This window comes from uncultured Sphingobacterium sp. (assembly GCF_964277905.1).
GTDB classification, from domain to species: Bacteria; Bacteroidota; Bacteroidia; order Sphingobacteriales; family Sphingobacteriaceae; genus Sphingobacterium; species Sphingobacterium siyangense.
In genome coordinates this window covers 154,189-170,636 of record NZ_CAXYKD010000024.1, presented here as the reverse complement: position 1 = coordinate 170,636, position 16,448 = coordinate 154,189, and the positions used below count along the sequence as shown (strand labels likewise).

17 protein-coding genes are annotated in these 16,448 nt (G+C 35.4%); 14 read left to right on the top strand and 3 right to left on the bottom strand.

Annotated features, from left to right (window positions below; all coding sequences use genetic code 11):
- Positions 1 to 155 precede the first annotated feature (155 nt).
- The 4 genes from ACHWSC_RS10700 to ACHWSC_RS10685 are packed head-to-tail and all read left to right on the top strand — an operon-like array spanning position 156 to position 4,057.
- Positions 156 to 1,112, top strand: a complete 957-nt coding sequence (locus ACHWSC_RS10700) for a hypothetical protein (protein WP_394676763.1) — start codon at positions 156 to 158, stop codon at positions 1,110 to 1,112.
- Complete coding sequence (locus tag ACHWSC_RS10695) at positions 1,093 to 2,238, top strand: glycosyltransferase family 4 protein (RefSeq protein WP_394676762.1); 1,146 nt, start codon at positions 1,093 to 1,095, stop codon at positions 2,236 to 2,238. The genes ACHWSC_RS10700 and ACHWSC_RS10695 overlap by 20 nt, the downstream gene beginning before the upstream one ends.
- The gene (locus tag ACHWSC_RS10690) at positions 2,235 to 3,311 is read left to right on the top strand and encodes a glycosyltransferase family 4 protein (protein WP_394676761.1); all 1,077 of its coding nucleotides are present in this window, start codon (positions 2,235 to 2,237) and stop codon (positions 3,309 to 3,311) included. Before ACHWSC_RS10695 ends, ACHWSC_RS10690 begins: the two co-directional genes overlap by 4 nt.
- Positions 3,308 to 4,057: a glycosyltransferase family 2 protein gene (locus tag ACHWSC_RS10685; RefSeq protein WP_394676760.1), complete on the top strand. Its 750-nt coding sequence runs from the start codon at positions 3,308 to 3,310 to the stop codon at positions 4,055 to 4,057. Before ACHWSC_RS10690 ends, ACHWSC_RS10685 begins: the two co-directional genes overlap by 4 nt.
- An 85-nt stretch (positions 4,058 to 4,142) precedes the next feature.
- Here ACHWSC_RS10685 and ACHWSC_RS10680 read toward each other — a convergent pair whose 3' ends face one another.
- The gene (locus ACHWSC_RS10680; protein WP_394676759.1) at positions 4,143 to 5,075 is read right to left on the bottom strand and encodes a UDP-glucuronic acid decarboxylase family protein; all 933 of its coding nucleotides are present in this window, start codon (positions 5,073 to 5,075) and stop codon (positions 4,143 to 4,145) included.
- 489 nt (positions 5,076 to 5,564) lie between these two features.
- Between ACHWSC_RS10680 and ACHWSC_RS10675 the strand changes: the two genes are divergently transcribed.
- The 6 genes from ACHWSC_RS10675 to ACHWSC_RS10650 all read left to right on the top strand — a co-directional run bounded on the left by ACHWSC_RS10675 (position 5,565) and on the right by ACHWSC_RS10650 (position 10,171).
- Positions 5,565 to 6,695 (top strand): UDP-GlcNAc--UDP-phosphate GlcNAc-1-phosphate transferase, encoded by a 1,131-nt coding sequence (locus ACHWSC_RS10675; protein ID WP_394676758.1) that lies wholly within the window; start codon positions 5,565 to 5,567, stop codon positions 6,693 to 6,695.
- Positions 6,696 to 6,819: 124 nt separating this feature from the next.
- Positions 6,820 to 7,341, top strand: a complete 522-nt coding sequence (locus tag ACHWSC_RS10670) for a 3'-5' exonuclease (protein WP_394676757.1) — start codon at positions 6,820 to 6,822, stop codon at positions 7,339 to 7,341.
- 113 nt (positions 7,342 to 7,454) lie between these two features.
- Positions 7,455 to 7,919 carry an adenylyltransferase/cytidyltransferase family protein gene (locus ACHWSC_RS10665; RefSeq protein WP_394676756.1) on the top strand — a complete coding sequence of 155 codons (465 nt, stop codon included), beginning with the start codon at positions 7,455 to 7,457 and terminating at the stop codon, positions 7,917 to 7,919.
- 105 nt (positions 7,920 to 8,024) lie between these two features.
- Positions 8,025 to 8,447: an adenylyltransferase/cytidyltransferase family protein gene (locus tag ACHWSC_RS10660; protein WP_394676755.1), complete on the top strand. Its 423-nt coding sequence runs from the start codon at positions 8,025 to 8,027 to the stop codon at positions 8,445 to 8,447.
- 6 nt (positions 8,448 to 8,453) lie between these two features.
- On the top strand, positions 8,454 to 9,452 hold the full coding sequence (locus ACHWSC_RS10655) for a mannose-1-phosphate guanylyltransferase (RefSeq protein ID WP_394676754.1): 999 nt from the start codon (positions 8,454 to 8,456) through the stop codon (positions 9,450 to 9,452).
- 227 nt (positions 9,453 to 9,679) lie between these two features.
- Entirely contained in the window at positions 9,680 to 10,171 is a 492-nt protein-coding gene (locus ACHWSC_RS10650) for a hypothetical protein (RefSeq protein ID WP_394676753.1), read from the top strand.
- A 61-nt stretch (positions 10,172 to 10,232) separates the two neighbouring features.
- Here the strand turns inward: ACHWSC_RS10650 and ACHWSC_RS10645 are convergent, their stop codons facing one another.
- Both ACHWSC_RS10645 and ACHWSC_RS10640 read right to left on the bottom strand, forming a co-directional pair.
- Complete coding sequence (locus ACHWSC_RS10645) at positions 10,233 to 10,844, bottom strand: response regulator (RefSeq protein WP_394676752.1); 612 nt, start codon at positions 10,842 to 10,844, stop codon at positions 10,233 to 10,235.
- A complete protein-coding gene (locus ACHWSC_RS10640) occupies positions 10,841 to 12,652 on the bottom strand; it encodes a 7TM diverse intracellular signaling domain-containing protein (protein ID WP_394676751.1) in 1,812 nt (603 codons plus the stop codon). The genes ACHWSC_RS10645 and ACHWSC_RS10640 overlap by 4 nt, the downstream gene beginning before the upstream one ends.
- Before the next feature lie 383 nt (positions 12,653 to 13,035).
- Between ACHWSC_RS10640 and ACHWSC_RS10635 the strand changes: the two genes are divergently transcribed.
- From ACHWSC_RS10635 to ACHWSC_RS10620, 4 genes are all read left to right on the top strand, one after another.
- Positions 13,036 to 13,440, top strand: a complete 405-nt coding sequence (locus ACHWSC_RS10635) for a hypothetical protein (RefSeq protein WP_394676750.1) — start codon at positions 13,036 to 13,038, stop codon at positions 13,438 to 13,440.
- A gap of 192 nt (positions 13,441 to 13,632) precedes the next feature.
- Positions 13,633 to 14,151, top strand: a complete 519-nt coding sequence (locus tag ACHWSC_RS10630) for an ArsR family transcriptional regulator (protein WP_313420159.1) — start codon at positions 13,633 to 13,635, stop codon at positions 14,149 to 14,151.
- A gap of 8 nt (positions 14,152 to 14,159) precedes the next feature.
- A complete protein-coding gene (locus ACHWSC_RS10625; protein WP_313420158.1) occupies positions 14,160 to 15,128 on the top strand; it encodes an SDR family oxidoreductase in 969 nt (322 codons plus the stop codon).
- 33 nt (positions 15,129 to 15,161) lie between these two features.
- Positions 15,162 to 16,445, top strand: coding sequence for a nucleotide sugar dehydrogenase (locus tag ACHWSC_RS10620; RefSeq protein ID WP_394676749.1), 1,284 nt, complete (start codon positions 15,162 to 15,164; stop codon positions 16,443 to 16,445).
- Positions 16,446 to 16,448: the final 3 nt, after the last annotated feature.

Here is a 16,448-nt window from a genome sequence, read left to right as displayed (position 1 = left end):
TGAATGTAGTATTTAAAGCCATCCTAATCAATGTTTTTTTTCTCTTGTGCTTTACTTTGATATATAAAAAGTATGACATAGCACCATTAGTAATATATTACATGTTGGGGATAGTTTGTGTTTGTACTTCATGGATTTTACCTTTTCGGATTAAAATGAAAACATTTCCAGCGATAAAGAAAATGCAAATCAAGCCTTATATCGCTATTCTCATTTTTTTTGTGTTTTCTATATTTATTGCTAAAGTGAGAGGAATAAATATTTTTGACCTTCTTTCTGTATTTACTGATCGAGAAAGTTTTGTAGATACACAAGAGGGAATGGGAATAGTTTTTATTGCGTATTTTGAGATATTTTTTGGGTTTTGGTTAGCGAACTTTTTTTTGGAAAAGATTTCGATTTTTCATCTATTTTTAATTGTTTTAATATTTACACTTTTATCATTTAGTAGGGCCTATTTCTTTTATCTTCTTGTTGCTTATGTTGTAAGAATGCAATTTAATCTAAAGAATACCACTATTGTAGTTCTATTTTTTCTATTTTCATGTTCATTATTGTTGCTTAGATTCAATACAACTGATATTAATATTTTGCTAGATAATCCCGTTGTAGTTGAGTTATTTACAAAATACCCATTTGTTGGTATTGCGAGGTTGGGTATTGAGGAGAATCTACCGATTTCTTATTACAATTATTTTACAGGCTTAATAATGCCATATGATTTCTTATCATTTGGTACAGTAGAAAATATTCTCCATATGGAAAAGGGCTATTTTTCATATTCACGGCATGTAGGTGAGGCGTTGGGTGAATTTAAAGAATTACCAATTCTTTCTTCCGGAGAATTGAGTTCATTTAATGCTTTTGGAACATTGTTTTTTCCTTTCAAATTTTTTTCAAATCTTTCCCTTATTTATCTATTTTTGGTTTCTTTTATCAACGCCATCGTTTTTCGCCTAGCTCGCGTTAAAATGGAACAGGCCTATAGGGTTTTGGCTTTTTTATTAGTCGCAGGTATTTTAATCTCCCTCTTTAGCACGCTATTATTAATAGGAATTTTGTTGGGATATTGTTTTTCTTTAAAGATACAAAATGATAGTAAATCTGTTTAAGAGGATCTTCTTGTTTCTATTCGTAAAAGATTATATAAAAAAAGCAGCTTCCGACAAATGGGTGTTTATATCCTATCTTTCGGAGCCATTTTATAAAAAATTAGATGAAACTTATTTGAATAGGCATCAGAATAGAAGAGAATCTATTATTATTGCGGACTGTTTTCATCAGTTTGGCTTTAACGTACACGTCAGTAGATTTGATAAACCGCTGATTTTCCGGAGAAGGAAGTATGATGTTGTGTTCGGTTTAGAACCGAATTTTGAAAAAATTTCCCAAGCAAATCATGATGCGATTAAAATCTACTATGCGACTGGAGCGTATTGGGAGTTTCAAAATAAGCAAATAGTAACTAGGACAGCGCAAGCTTCCCAAAGATTTAATTATCCATTCATCAAACATAGAATGGTTGCTCCGCATCAATCGGCGATAATTGCCGATCACATTATGCAAATTGGGACACCCAATACTATAAAGTCTTATCCCAAGGAGATCAGGCATAAAATACATATTATAAGACAGTCTATAACAATTGCCAACGATCTATATCAAATAAAAACAGAAGGAAGTACAAATAAAAAAAGCTTTCTTTGGTTCGGAAGTGGAGGAAGTATCTTGAAAGGTTTGGATTTACTGTTGATTATCTTTGAAAAATATGAAGAATTTACACTTCATATCGTAGGAAAAATGGATGATGATTTCCATTCAATGTATAGCGGACGAAAAGAGAGCGGTAATATAAAATATCACGGTTATATAGAAATAACTGATCCATGTTTGATGAGTATTGTGAATGAATGTGCATTTGTGATATTTCCTTCGGCGTCCGAAGGTATGCCAGGTAGTTTGTTAAATATGATGTATTTAGGATTAATTCCAATCACTACGTCAATATGTGCAAGTCCTGAGATGTATAAATTAGGAGCTATTGTAGATTTAGATCTAGAAAGTATTGAAGGGGGGATGTTGAGATTGAACCAGCTTTCTGATGCTGAACTTATAGATCTTTCTATTCAAAATCGAAAGTATGTACTTGAAAATTTTAGTCTAGAAATTTTTCGATCAGATTTTTGTAACGCATTATCTACTATTTTCGTTAATCAGAAATTTAAGGACAGAAAATGAATGTTATTTATGATAATATAGTCTATAATCTCCAAAAAATAGGAGGTATCTCCATTTATTGGTATGAACTTACTCGAAGGTTGCTGGAGGAGAAAGGGGTTGATTTAAAATTTATAGAGACAGAAATGGGGAGTAAAAATATTTGTCGTGATCAATTGGACCTGTCAAAAAATGCTGTTACTATTCTTAAACGTATTCATCTGCAATCGGAGAGGTTCCGTTCCGTTCCTCTAGATCTTGTACTTAGCGATTTTTTAGATCATACAATATTTCATTCCAGTTATTTTAGATTTCCTTCCCGAAAAGATCGAAAACACGTTAAGACTATTACGACAGTTCATGATTTTACGCATGATTATTTTTTTGGAGGCGCCCGTGTTTACCTTCATAATCGGTTAAAAAATAAAGCGATTGAATATAGCGATGCTATAATTTGTGTATCAGAGCATACAAAAGAGGATCTATTAAAATTTCATCCTTCGATAGAACCAACGAAGGTTCATGTAATCTATAATGGTGTTTCCGATGATTTTAGCATTTTACCAAGTGCTAACCATTCTCCAACAGATCGGTATCTATTGTTTGTAGGTTCTAGGGCCAAATATAAAAACTTTGATTATGCTTTAAAATTAGTGAAAGAATGCACAGATCTATCTTTATATATTGTAGGATCTCCGTTTACTAAAAAGGAAGCCGAAATACTTAATAAACATTTAAAACCAGATCGCTATAAACTTTTCGTGAATGTGTCTAATTCGGTACTTAACGAATTGTATAATAATGCTTTTGCATTTATTTACCCATCTTCCTATGAGGGGTTTGGTATACCTCTTTTGGAAGCAATGAGAGCGGGGTGTGTTCCAATATCGCTAAATAGTTCTTCTATACCAGAAGTAATGGGGAGAGCTGGTATCCTCTTGAATACGCTGGACATCGACGAGGGGCTAGCGGCTCTAAAAACGGTAGAACAAAATAAACAAGATTTACAAAAAAAAGGATTGGAGAGAGCTTCCCATTTTTCGTGGGATACGACTTTCAATAATACCTTAACTTTATACAATAATATGAAATGAAAATAACGATCATTACAGCTGTTTATAATAATCGTGACACTATCCAAGCGATGTTTGATTCTATTAGAGAACAAACTTATTTAGATATTGAGCATATAGTGATAGATGGAAATTCAAGCGACGGTACAAAGGATATTATAGCTGAAAATAAGTCTCATATTGCAAAGTATGTCAGTGAGAAAGATGCCGGATTGTATGATGCTTTAAACAAGGGGATCAATTTAGCATCTGGTGATGTTATAGGAATTTTAAATGCAGATGATCTGTTGTCTGATAAATACACTATTGAGCGCGTTGCAAGCTCATTCAATCAGAATGATGAATTAGATGCAATTTACGGTGATGTGATTTTTTTTAATAAGGATGGAAAAGTTGTCAGGAAATATTCTTCGAAGCACTTTTACCCATGGATGTTTAGATTTGGTATGCAGCCCGCACACCCTTCTTTTTATGTGAAAAGACATGTTTTCTCAAAATTAGGCCTGTATAATCCCAATTATAAAATTGCTGGCGATTTTGAACTGATGCTTCGTTATTTGAAGAATGCCAACATTAAATATAACTATATTCCTTTTTCATTTGTCAAAATGAGAATTGGGGGGTTGAGCACGTCTGGTGTGAAAAGTACAGTTTTGCTAAATAAAGAGATTCTCAGAGCATGCCAAAACAATGGGCTTTATACGAATCAGTTTTTATTATATTTAAAATATACGGTAAAATGGTGGGGTTTTGTATTTAAGAGATAGCTAACAGTTGGAATTATACAATTGTGGGTTTGCCCCGTTAAAATTATTCCGGGGCTTATTTTCACAACGTTAAATAGTCCGGTTTTTATAGATTTTTAAAGTATTCGATTGTTTTCTTTAGTCCCTCCTGAAGCTGAATTTGTGGCTCCCAATCTAATGCTAATTTTGCTACTTCGATATTTGGTTGACGTTGTTTAGGGTCATCCGATGGTAGGGGGAGCAAAATAATTTTTGATTTAGAATTCGTTAATTTGATGATTTTTTGAGCTAATTCTCTAATAGTAAATTCGTTTGGGTTTCCAATATTGATTGGGCCGATTATATCTTTTGGGCTTGCCATCATTTTTATCATTCCATCTACCAGATCGTCTACATATTGAAAACTGCGTGTTTGCGATCCATCACCATATAAGGTGATATCTTGATTTTTTAGTGCCTGAATTATAAAATTTGATACCACTCGCCCATCATTAGGATGCATATTAGGACCATAAGTGTTGAATATTCTGATTATTTTTATTTGAACATTATTCATCCGGTGATAATCCATAAATAAAGTCTCGGCACATCTTTTTCCTTCGTCATAACATGATCGTATACCTATAGGGTTGACATTTCCCCAGTAGGACTCAGTCTGTGGGTGAATCTCTGGGTCTCCATATATTTCACTCGTCGATGCTTGAAGAATTTTAACATTTAATCGTTTTGCTAATCCAAGCATATTTATTGCCCCCATAACAGATGTTTTTATAGTTTTTATGGCATTAAACTGATAGTGGATAGGTGAGGCAGGGCAGGCCAAATTATATATTTCATCTACTTCTATAAAATAAGGATTTGTGACATCATGTCTAACGGCTTCAAAATAAGGATTGGCTAATAGAGGTGCTATATTTTGCTTTGATCCAGTAAAATAATTATCAAGTGATATTACTTCATTACCTTCTTCTAATAGTCTCTTGCAAAGATGAGAGCCTATAAATCCTGCTCCACCGGTGATTAATATTCTTTTTTTCATGTAACTGTAAAATAAATAGGACAAGTACGAAGATATATATTTCAATTTTATAAGGCAAATTTGGAATAATTATTGCTCATTCAAAATGGTCGGGCATGAATTTATGGTTTGATTGAGAAGTAAATAAAGTTATGGTTAAAGCTTCTTATATATCGAGAGTAGTGAATTATTGTCATATGAAATATTGTTAAAATTGTGCTTTAATTGTCATGCGGTTGACGAATGAAATTTTTTCTTTGGATCTGATGTTAAACAAATTAAGATGACAAAGTAAATTTATTCTCTCTTTTTTATTCAAAAGAAGTATTACTGTTTAAATGGATACTAACGCAGAAAAAAGAAGGATTATTGAATCAGATATTTTATTTGGTAAAAATTTACAGAAAAAATACACATAAGTGTAGCGTTTAAAGCACAGATCACGTTTGTTAAATAGAAATTAATATTATTATATTTGCAAAACTTTATTTGGCTCACTAATTATATTTTATGGTTTATATTTTTACGTTTATATTTCTTTTTGTTGCAGAGGTACTATATTTAAAGCTAGCTGGTAAGTTTAATATAATTGATAAACCTAATGAGCGCTCTTCACATACGAAGGTTACCATTCGTGGAGCGGGGATCATCTTTTTTGCCGCATCGGTTATTTATTTTATTTCATCCGATTTTCAATATCCCTGGTTCTTTTTGGGACTTACTTTTTTAACCTATATTTCATTTTTAGACGATATCAGAGGTGTAAATCCAAATTGGCGATTATTTATTCATCTTGCTTCAGTTTTACTTATGGTTTATGAATTTGGTGGGTTCAACTATCCTTGGTATTACCTTGTGTTGGCATTTGTATTTACAATCGGTGTTATTAATGCCTATAATTTTATGGATGGAATCAACGGGATGACTGCTTTCTGTACCTTAGTAATGGGTGGGCTTTTGCTATATGTCAATACAAAGATAAATTATATAGAACAGGACTTTCTGATTTACACCTTACTCGGGGTTGTGGTTTTTGGATTCTTCAACTTTCGAAAAAAAGCAGTTTGTTTTGCAGGGGATGTGGGGCCAGCGGTATTATCCTTTATGCTGTTATTTGCATTAGGAAAACTCATCTTGAAAACGGGTGATTTTAGTTATATTCTTTTTCTTGGTGTTTATGGGATTGAAATAGGTTGGTCCGTAGCGCGTCGCGTTTTTCAGGGGTATCATATTTTCGAACCGCATCGTACTTTTTTGTTGCATATGTTAAGTAACGAGGTTGGTTATAGTAGCCTATTGGTATCTATTGGATATGGTTTGGTACAATTGATTCTTGGGGCTTCTGTTATTTATATTGTACAGTTTGGGGCACCGATACAGTGGTCTTTTGCCATCACGGTACTGTCTGCGTTGAGCGCGGTTTATTTAATCTGGAAGCAGCATATTTTCAATCACTATTATATCAAAGGTGAGGAACGCTACGCTATTCGCCACAGACGCCTGCGGAAATTGAAAGCGCGTCGAAACAAGAAAGCATATCTTGTTCCAGAAGTTAAATTGACCCAAGAAGTAAAAATTATAGAGATGCATAGAAAGGAAAATAAAGAGGACCTTTTGCAGCGCGGGGCCAAATCTTTATAATTTTTTCTTGTGCAACAGCTATTTATTCCGTTAAAGTCAAATTTATTCCGCATACTAATTAACCTGTGAATTTGGGTAAAATGAAAAAAGTAGTAATTTTACCGCAACTTTAGGAGGAGTGTTTATGCAATCAGGATTAAATTTTACAGCAATAGATTTCGAAACAGCTACGGCTAATCAGAATTCAGCCTGTGCTGTGGGTTTGGTCGTCGTAGAGCAGGGCGTTATTGTTGAGGAATTCTATTCATTAATACAACCTCCAAACAACCAATATATGTGGCAGACGACACGCGTACATGGTATTCGGCCGAAAGATACCGAGAAAGCCCCTACATTTAAAGATTTGTTTCCGCAGATTTATCCCCTGATTAATAATCGCATTATGGTAGCGCATAATGAATTGTTCGACCGTGGTGTACTTCGCAAAACCATGAATTATTACAATCTGCCCTACGATCACCTCGGCCTAATGGATAAATGGGAATGTACATTCAAAATCTATCAAGGTAAAGGATTCAAACCAGCTCGTTTAAATGCTTGCTGCGAAGTGTTGGGTATTGAGCTCAATCACCATGAAGCACTATCCGATGCGCGTGCTTGTGCCCAATTATATCTTCGTCATGAAGGTATCTCTTCTTTGGCATGATATTTACATTAATTTATTGACGAACAAAGTAAGGAGTTTACCTGTTCTCATTATAAAGTTTATCTTTGATAAATAAATAACATAGCACCCTATAATTTAATTAGAGTTTGATTATGATAAATGTACCTGCTAAAGACATGCGTATCGGTATTACCTTTAGTGCTTTTGATTTATTGCATGCTGGCCATACTAAAATGCTAGAAGATGCAAAAAGACAATGTGATTTCTTGATCTGTGGTTTGCAAACGGATCCAACTTTGGACCGACCAGAGAAAAACAAACCTGTACAGACTGTTGTAGAGCGCTATATACAGCTCAAAGGCTGTAAATATGTTGATCAGATTGTTCCTTATGCAACGGAGCAGGATCTGGAAGATATTCTTCGCTCATTTAAAATCGATGTACGTATCGTTGGAGACGAATACCGGGAGAAAAGTTTTACCGGTAGGAGTTATTGTGAGGAGAAGGGAATTGAGCTTTATTTCAATAGCCGCGATCACCGTTTCTCGAGTTCTGGACTTCGGAAAATTGTCGCTGATGCAAACTCTGAGGAGATAACGCTATTGAAAACACTTTAATATTTAGATTAATGGAGATTGTGAGCTTTCAACAGATCTTAGGATTATAGAGGGCGATAAAAATGCTACGAATGATAGTAAACTGATGAATAAAAAAATTATACGATGAAAATTGGAATTACTTTTGGTGTGTTTGATTTATTGCACGCCGGCCATATCATGATGCTAGAAGAAGCAAAAAGAAACTGCGACTATCTGATTGTCGGTCTGAATACCGATCCCTCAGAGGTATTTCCTGAGAAAGCAAAGCCCACACAGACTATAGTCGAGCGATATGTACAACTGGAAGGATGCCGATATGTAGATGAAATTATTCCTTATGAGACGGAGCAGGATCTGATTGATATGATCAAAGCTTTACCGATCAACATGCGTATCATTGGGGAAGAATATCGCGATACCGATTTTTCTGGGAGGTCATATTGTGTAGACGAGAACATCGAAATTTATTATAACAAACGGACGCATCGTTTTTCAAGTGCTGGATTACGAAAAGTTGTAGCCGATAAAGAAGCGGAGAAACATTAATCCATTATGAGCAATATTATACATGTTGTTTTAACAGGGGGAGTGGGAAGTCGTTTATGGCCACTTTCTCGTAAGAGTTATCCAAAGCAATACCTTTCTCTATTTAAAGATGGGTCATTGTTTGAGATGACCATTAAACGTAATCAGTCCCTTTGTGGGCAGGTTATTGTTGTGGGGAATTGTGATAACCATCGTCTGAGTCGTGAGGTAATGGAAAACAACAAGATCGACTATATCGATATTGTTGAAGCCACTCCCCGTAATACGGCAGCGGCAATTGCTTTCGCAGCCTTTGCCGCACAGCCGGATGATATTTTGGTAGTAACACCATCTGATCATGTGATTGTGGGAGATGAATTTTACGCCAAAGCAATAAAAGAAGGTGTCGAGAAAGCCAATAAAGGCTATATCGTTACTTTTGGTATACAGCCTGTCCGTCCAGAAACAGGTTATGGCTATATCGAATATAAAGATGACAAAGTATTGTCTTTTCGTGAGAAGCCGAACCAGGATACTGCCGAAGATTTTATTGAGCGTGGCAATTTTCTATGGAATTCGGGTATGTTTTGCTTTAGAGCCGATACTTTTTTGGCTGAATTGCAGACATTCGAGCCTAAAGTTTATGCAACAGCATTTAATGCCTGGCAGCATCGTAAAGATGGAGCGCTAGACCTGCAGCTGTCGAAGGAAATTCCTTCTATTTCGATCGATTATGCGGTTATGGAGCGTTCGAAGAAGATTCGTGTTGTCGCGACTAGCTTCCAATGGTCCGATTTAGGATCTTTCGAATCAATGTATGACTATCTTAAACAGACTGGACATCCAATTGATGAGAACGGAAACATGGTCATTGGTACAGATATTTATACGGCATTCGTGGGCATGCGGGACAGTATCCTCGTGCATACCAAAGATGCGATCTTAGTCCTTCAGAAGGAAAAATCGCAAGATGTCAAAAAGATCTATAATACCCTAGAACGTCATCAATCCAAATTGATCGATTAAATAGAAAACCATTATAATTTACTGGGCGTTAGTATTTTTTCGCCCAGTAAGATTTGACTTAATATAAAAATAACAATAATTAACACTTTGTTTTTTAAGTAGTTATATGTTGTCCCTTTTTTGTCCCTCCCAATAATAGCCATTTTTTTAGTAAATCATTGATATTTGATTGTGCTAAGTTCTTTCAATTATAGCATGAACATTTTTATTGATCTAAGAAATTTATTATGATTACTGTCTCCGTATTGTCCGTCATGCTATTATTGCTTTTAGCCTATTTTTACATTCGATCTAGATATGCTGCAGGTCAGTTTCACAACTATGCTTCAATGGAGGTAAACTATCTATTTCAGGACAGGCCTGGACAGTATAGTGGTGACTATCGTACCAAAAGTGGTGTTTTCGTCTTTAAGACCGAGCGAAAAGTAGAAGAACTTAAAAATGTGGTTATCAAACAGGTCAAACCCCATCATCCAGCTTTGATTGTTAGTCTTGGACAGATTGTAGTTGTTCCATTTGAAAGAAGAACTGGGGATTCCGATGTTTCGGTACGATTTAAATTACTGAAAAAGAAGGGGGATCTGGCAACGCTGGAAGGTTGCGCTATACGAATTGCCGGTGTATTGAATTTTGAGAACAGAAAATCGAAAAATTTTAGCACGACTTTGCATATAGGAGAAATTTATCAGTCACAGGAGAGACCCGATCGCTTAAATTAGTTTTTAATAATCCATGCTTTTATAGTTAAGGGTTTGCTTGATGGCAAACCCTTATTTTTTATTAAAATTTTAATAGATGCTGGTTTTCAATCGCCCATGAGAGCAAAGCATTGTTTTCTTCATTCAGATCGAGCTTACGACATATGCGGTGTCGTGTGTTTTTAATTGTATAAGGGCTTAAGAATAAGGATTCGGCAATATATTTTGTTGTACGCCGTAGGGCAATCAGCTTAAGTATATTTAATTCGGCAGGACTTAATCTCTTTAGTTTTTCCACAGCCTGGTTCTTCTCCCTTTGATTTTGCAGGCGCTGAATAACCATATGGGTGCCTGCATAGAGGCGGTTTTCCCCTAATGGCTTAATGATATAGTTTTCGGGGTTGAGGGCTGCAGCACGGTCAATACTGCTTTTGGATTGATAAGAGGTGATAAAAATGAGACTGAAATGCTTCGTTGCTTTATATTTCTCTATTAACTCAATGCCATCCAATCGATCATTGAGCTGGATATCACAGAGCACCAGATCGGGTGTGTTTTGCTGCATGTACTGATCCACTTCATCCACGGTAAGCGCAATATGCAATTCCAGGCCGGCATAAAGGGAATGCAACTGATATTCAATAAATCGGGCAATGATCATTTCGTCTTCTACTATTAATACTTTTAGGCTCATATGATATTGTTAAATTCAAATAAATATTTAAATCCGTTTTCTGGATTAATGGTCACTGTACCTTTTATTTGGCGTGTCAAATCCTTTACTAAGCCAATGCCAAAAGAGGCTGCGGAAACAATGGTTTTCACACCGATGCCATTGTCTTCAAATCGCATCGTTGTTCCAGCGTTATTTCTGGCTATACTGAGCAATATCATTGGATCGGAAATATTTCTATTTGGAAAAGCGTATTTGTAACTGTTTGTCAACAGCTCCGTAATAATCAGCGCCAGTGGTATAGAACTGTTTGTTGATATGAGCCAATCCTGTGCAATGTCTACATCAACACATATTGTTTTATCAGGATCATGCATCTGCCTCAGATAGTTAACCGTCTCTATCACTAAACTGTTTAATTTTAGCTGGCTATTTTGATTATTCACCAACAATTGGTTGACGAGCATCATTGCATGGATGCGGTCTTGCATGGATTGTATGGGCTGAATATCTTGGGTGGTATGGTTATCGCCTACTTTATAAAGACTGCTTAAACTATATAACAGTTGGAGGTTGTTTTTGACGCGATGATTGACTTCATCGATAAGTGTTTCAATATAACGGTTTTTTTGAAGTAATTGAATCTGTTGCTCGTATAGCGCGTCATTGGCTTTTTTAAGTTCAACTGTTCGTTCCTGTACAATGATTTCCGTAGATTTATGATGGTCAAGTTCTGATTTACGGAGTTTTAGTCGTATGCCGATCAAAAGAATCATGGTGATGCATAAGACAAAGAACTGTGTCAACATCGAAACATATTGAATCGATTGTTCCTTTAAAACCAGTCCACAATAAACAAGAATGCTTATTCCTGCGACAAGAAAAAATCCCGAATAAATCAAAAAACGCTGCATCTTATCTATCTTTTTCCATAGCGATATAAATAGTTTTGAAAAATAGATAACATATAGGGCGCCTAAAAAAATATTGATCCAGTTGCTTTGTTTGAAATTGGCTAAATAATAGTTGTTTACAAAGTTAAATACAGCTGCGATAAAAACAACGCCAATGATATATTGAATGAGTTTATAATACCTGCGACTTATTTTTTTAAGATTAAGAAATTCAATTGTCAGTAATGAAAAGCTGATTCCTGCAAGATTTCTAAATACGGACACTAAGCTCCACCCAAGCTGTGGTTGATTTGGAAAAAATATGTCTATAAATTGGTTTTGCAGGCCATAGCTATAAAAGCCAATAAACAGCAAAAAGAAAAAGATCCAGATGTAAGGCTTATAGCGTGATACTAGCCAGGCAAATGCAATGTAGAGAAGAAGTACGATTATCGCCCCTTCCATAAAAGCATGAATGATATTTATTCGTTGTTTTTTTTTCAGATAGTCCAGCTGTGTTTGCAGGTGAAAATCATATATAGGAGTATAACCTTTGACGTGTTTTACCCGTAAGAGGATCGTATAATGCTTATTAGCATCCAAATGGATGATAAAATGATCACGTCCATCATTTGGAGACAAGGAGCTGATTTTGCGAAAAAGCCCAGCTTTCCGATGATCAATAATATTTTTCTCTCCATCGAACAGCGTCAAGTCAACAAATGTCAAATTATTAAAGGACAAAACGTATTGCCCTGTTGATGAACCAGCATTTAGAAAGATGTTCTTTCGCAGCCAATAACTTTCTTTATTTTGATTTTTATCGCGATTATATTGAGCTATAGGAAGGAAAAGCTGGGGGGTATTGTAATAATAAATGGATTCGATGTTCCTCTCATCCTCCTTTGCAATTAATATAGGTGTTTCAGTTGCCAAATAAGTTTTTTTTAGCATGACATTATTCACTACGATAGTATCCCTTCCTAATCGAATAAGGATTAAGCTAAGCAAGAGTAATATGATGAAAATAATATTCGGTTTCATAAGGCAAAACAAAAATGCATTATTTTCACTAATTTCTAATAAGTTTTTATTTTCCTAATTGTAAATAAGACCCTAGGGTCTCTATTCTTGTTCGCATTTACTTTTTACTTTTGCTCTACGCAAATATTATTACATAGGAACGCAAAGTATATTTAGACGCCGATAAGAATGATTAGTTGATTATGATGTATTTATATATAGCGCTGCTTATAGCAATAATATTTATTGCTTTTAGATTTTTTGCTTCAAAAGGTAGAAAGCCGAACAACGTGTCAATGAATGTTCATTATCGTTTTCAGGAGTATCCTGGGCAGTATAGCGGTAGTCTTAGTGCAAAGCACGGAGCATTGGTATTTCGAGGCGAAAGAGATCGGGACGATATCAATAATATCGTTGTCAAAAATATTCGTTCTACTGACCCCAAAGTTGAGGTAAAGCTGCAGCAAGTTCTTGTTTTATTATTTAAACATAACGAGAATGTCTCTTCTGAAGTATCAGTACGTTTTCGTGTTGCTTCTGATAAGGCTGATAAAGTTGATTTGACAAAATATAAAGTCAGAATCAATGCCGTTATAAATTATAATAGCGGGGATAAGAAAGCTTTTAGCATGACTTTGCCTATGATGGGTGTATATATGAATTCGCTTTCTGACAAACAGAAAGATCTGATTAATAAATAATTTACGTGTTTTTATTCCATATTACATACCTATTTAACTTGAAGAAACCCTGCTGGTCGGGGTTTCTTTATTATGCTTATGTTCCACGTGGAGTTTTAAGAGATGTGTTAATTTAAAATGTATTTAACAATTTTATAATTTGGATGAAAAAAAAACATTGAGTACTTTTGTTACTCAATTTAAGCTGAACCAGTGTTAGAATCGTTGATTACATCCAAGACCCGTCTCAAGTTGTTGATTAAGTTTTTTGTTTCCGCAGGTAACAAAGGGCATTTAAGAGGTCTTGCTGATGAATTTCAGGAATCTACGAATGCCATAAGAAAAGAACTTAACCAGTTGTCAGAAGCGGGCTATTTGAATAAAAGTACACATAAGAACAAAATATTGTATAGAGCCAACACGAAGCATTCCTTATTTAAGCCCTTGCAGAAATTAATTCATACATTTTTAGGTATTGATGAATTAGTTGATCATGTTATCGGGAAAGCGGGGGATATTCAGGGAGTTAGTCTGATGGGTGATTATGCGAAAGGACTAGATTCTGGTCTTATTGAGGTTCTAATTGAGGGGGAGAATTTAAATCAGGCATATTTATTGCTGTTAGCGGACAAAGTTGGTAATAAACTACAGAAAGAGGTTAAGCTTTATTTTAGTAAGCCGACAGAAGGGCAACATTATATCAGTTTGTATACAAGTAAAACCGAAATATAAATATTGAAATGAGTAAGATATTAGTAACAGGCGGAGCCGGCTTTATTGGTTCAAATCTCGTAGAGCATTTTTTGGGTAAAGGATATCAAGTGGTTGTATTGGATAATTTTGCAACGGGGCATCGTCATAATATTATTCAACACGAAAATAACCCAAATTTCACTTTGATCGAAGGTGATATTCGGAATAACGAGGATTGTCAAAAGGCTGTTCAAGGAGTTGATTATGTATTACATCAGGCTGCCTTGGGCTCTGTGCCTCGTTCAATTAAAGATCCGCAAACCTCCAATGAAGTAAATGTAACTGGATTTTTAAATATGCTTGTTGCTGCAAGAGATGCTGGAATAAAAAGGTTTATCTATGCCGCTTCATCTTCTACCTACGGCGACTCTGAAAATCTGCCTAAAGTTGAAGATGTTATTGGAAAGCCTTTGTCACCTTATGCAATTACCAAATATGTAAATGAATTGTATGCAGAAATCTTTTCAAAGACCTATGGTTTAGAGACCATTGGTTTACGTTATTTTAATGTATTTGGCCGTCGCCAGGATCCAAATGGTGCTTATGCTGCTGTGATTCCGTTATTTGTTAAAAAATTTATGAATTATGATAGCCCTGTGATCAATGGTACAGGAGATTACTCACGCGATTTTACATATATAGATAATGTTATCCAGATGAATGAGCTGGCAATGACCACTGATAATCCTGATGCTGTTAATACCGTTTACAATACAGCTGTTGGAGATCGGACAACACTTAATCAGTTGGTCGGTTATCTGAAAGAATTCTTGACGGCATATGATGATAAAATTTCAACAGTTGAAGTCGTTCATGGCCCTAATAGACAGGGAGATATTCCACATTCTCTGGCATCTGTGGATAAAGCGAAACAATTACTTGGTTATAAACCAACACATGTAATTAAGGAGGGACTTCGAGAAGCTGTAAGCTGGTATTGGGAAAATTTGAAATAAGAAATAGTAATCATTATAAATTAGACTATAAAAATGAAAAAAATAGCTGTAATTGGATTGGGGTATGTGGGCCTTCCATTGGCAAGATTGTTTGCAACAAAATTCCCTGTTGTAGGCTTTGATATTAATCAAAAACGTATCGGCGAATTGCGTTCTGGTAAAGATCTTACGCTAGAAGTTGAAGATGACATCCTGCAGGCAGTATTGGTTGAAGGGAATCCTTTGGAGGATAATACAAATGGTCTTTATTGTTCAAACCAATTATCGGATATTGAAGGAGCAAATTTCTATGTAGTTACTGTTCCTACACCGGTAGATAAAAATAACCGTCCAGATTTGACACCGCTTTATAAAGCTTCCGAAACTGTCGGTAAGGTGTTAAAAAAAGGCGATATTGTTGTGTACGAGTCCACAGTATATCCTGGTGTTACAGAAGAGGAATGTATACCAGTATTGGAAAAAATTTCAGGATTGAAATTTAATGAAGATTTCTTTGCAGGATATTCTCCAGAGCGTATAAATCCAGGAGACAAACAACATACAGTTGAGAAAATACTAAAAGTAACTTCGGGTTCAACTCTTGAGATTGGTGCGGAAGTTGATGCCGTTTACAGAGAAGTCATTACCGCTGGAACCCATCTAGCACCATGTATTAAAGTTGCTGAAGCGGCTAAAGTGATTGAAAATTCTCAACGTGATATCAATATTGCTTTTGTGAATGAATTGGCGAAGATCTTTAATATTTTAAATATTGATACTCACGCTGTGTTGGAAGCTGCGGGTACCAAGTGGAATTTTCTTCCATTCAAACCAGGATTGGTCGGAGGTCATTGTATCGGAGTGGACCCTTATTATTTAGCTCAAAAAGCGCAGGAGCATGGTTACCATCCGGAAATTATTTTAGCCGGTCGTCGCTTAAATGATTCCATGGGTGAATATGTAGCATCTCAGGTTGTGAAGACAATGATCAAAAAAGGGATTAATGTGAATGGTGCTACTGTATTGATGTTAGGTGTTACCTTCAAAGAAAATTGCCCGGATGTACGTAATACTAAAATTGTCGATGTAATCGCAGCGTTAGAAGATTACGGAGTTAAAGTAACCACTTTTGATCCGTGGGCTAATCCTGCCGAAGTCAAGCACGAATATGGTATTGACAGTTTGGTGGAGTTGCCTAGTTCTAAATATGATGCGATCGTTCTAGGAGTGGCTCACAATGAATTCTTGTCTGTGGATTTTGATAATATCAAGAATGATAATGCTATCATTTATGATGTTAAGGGGATAATTTCGGAAAAGGCAGATAATCGTTTATAATAT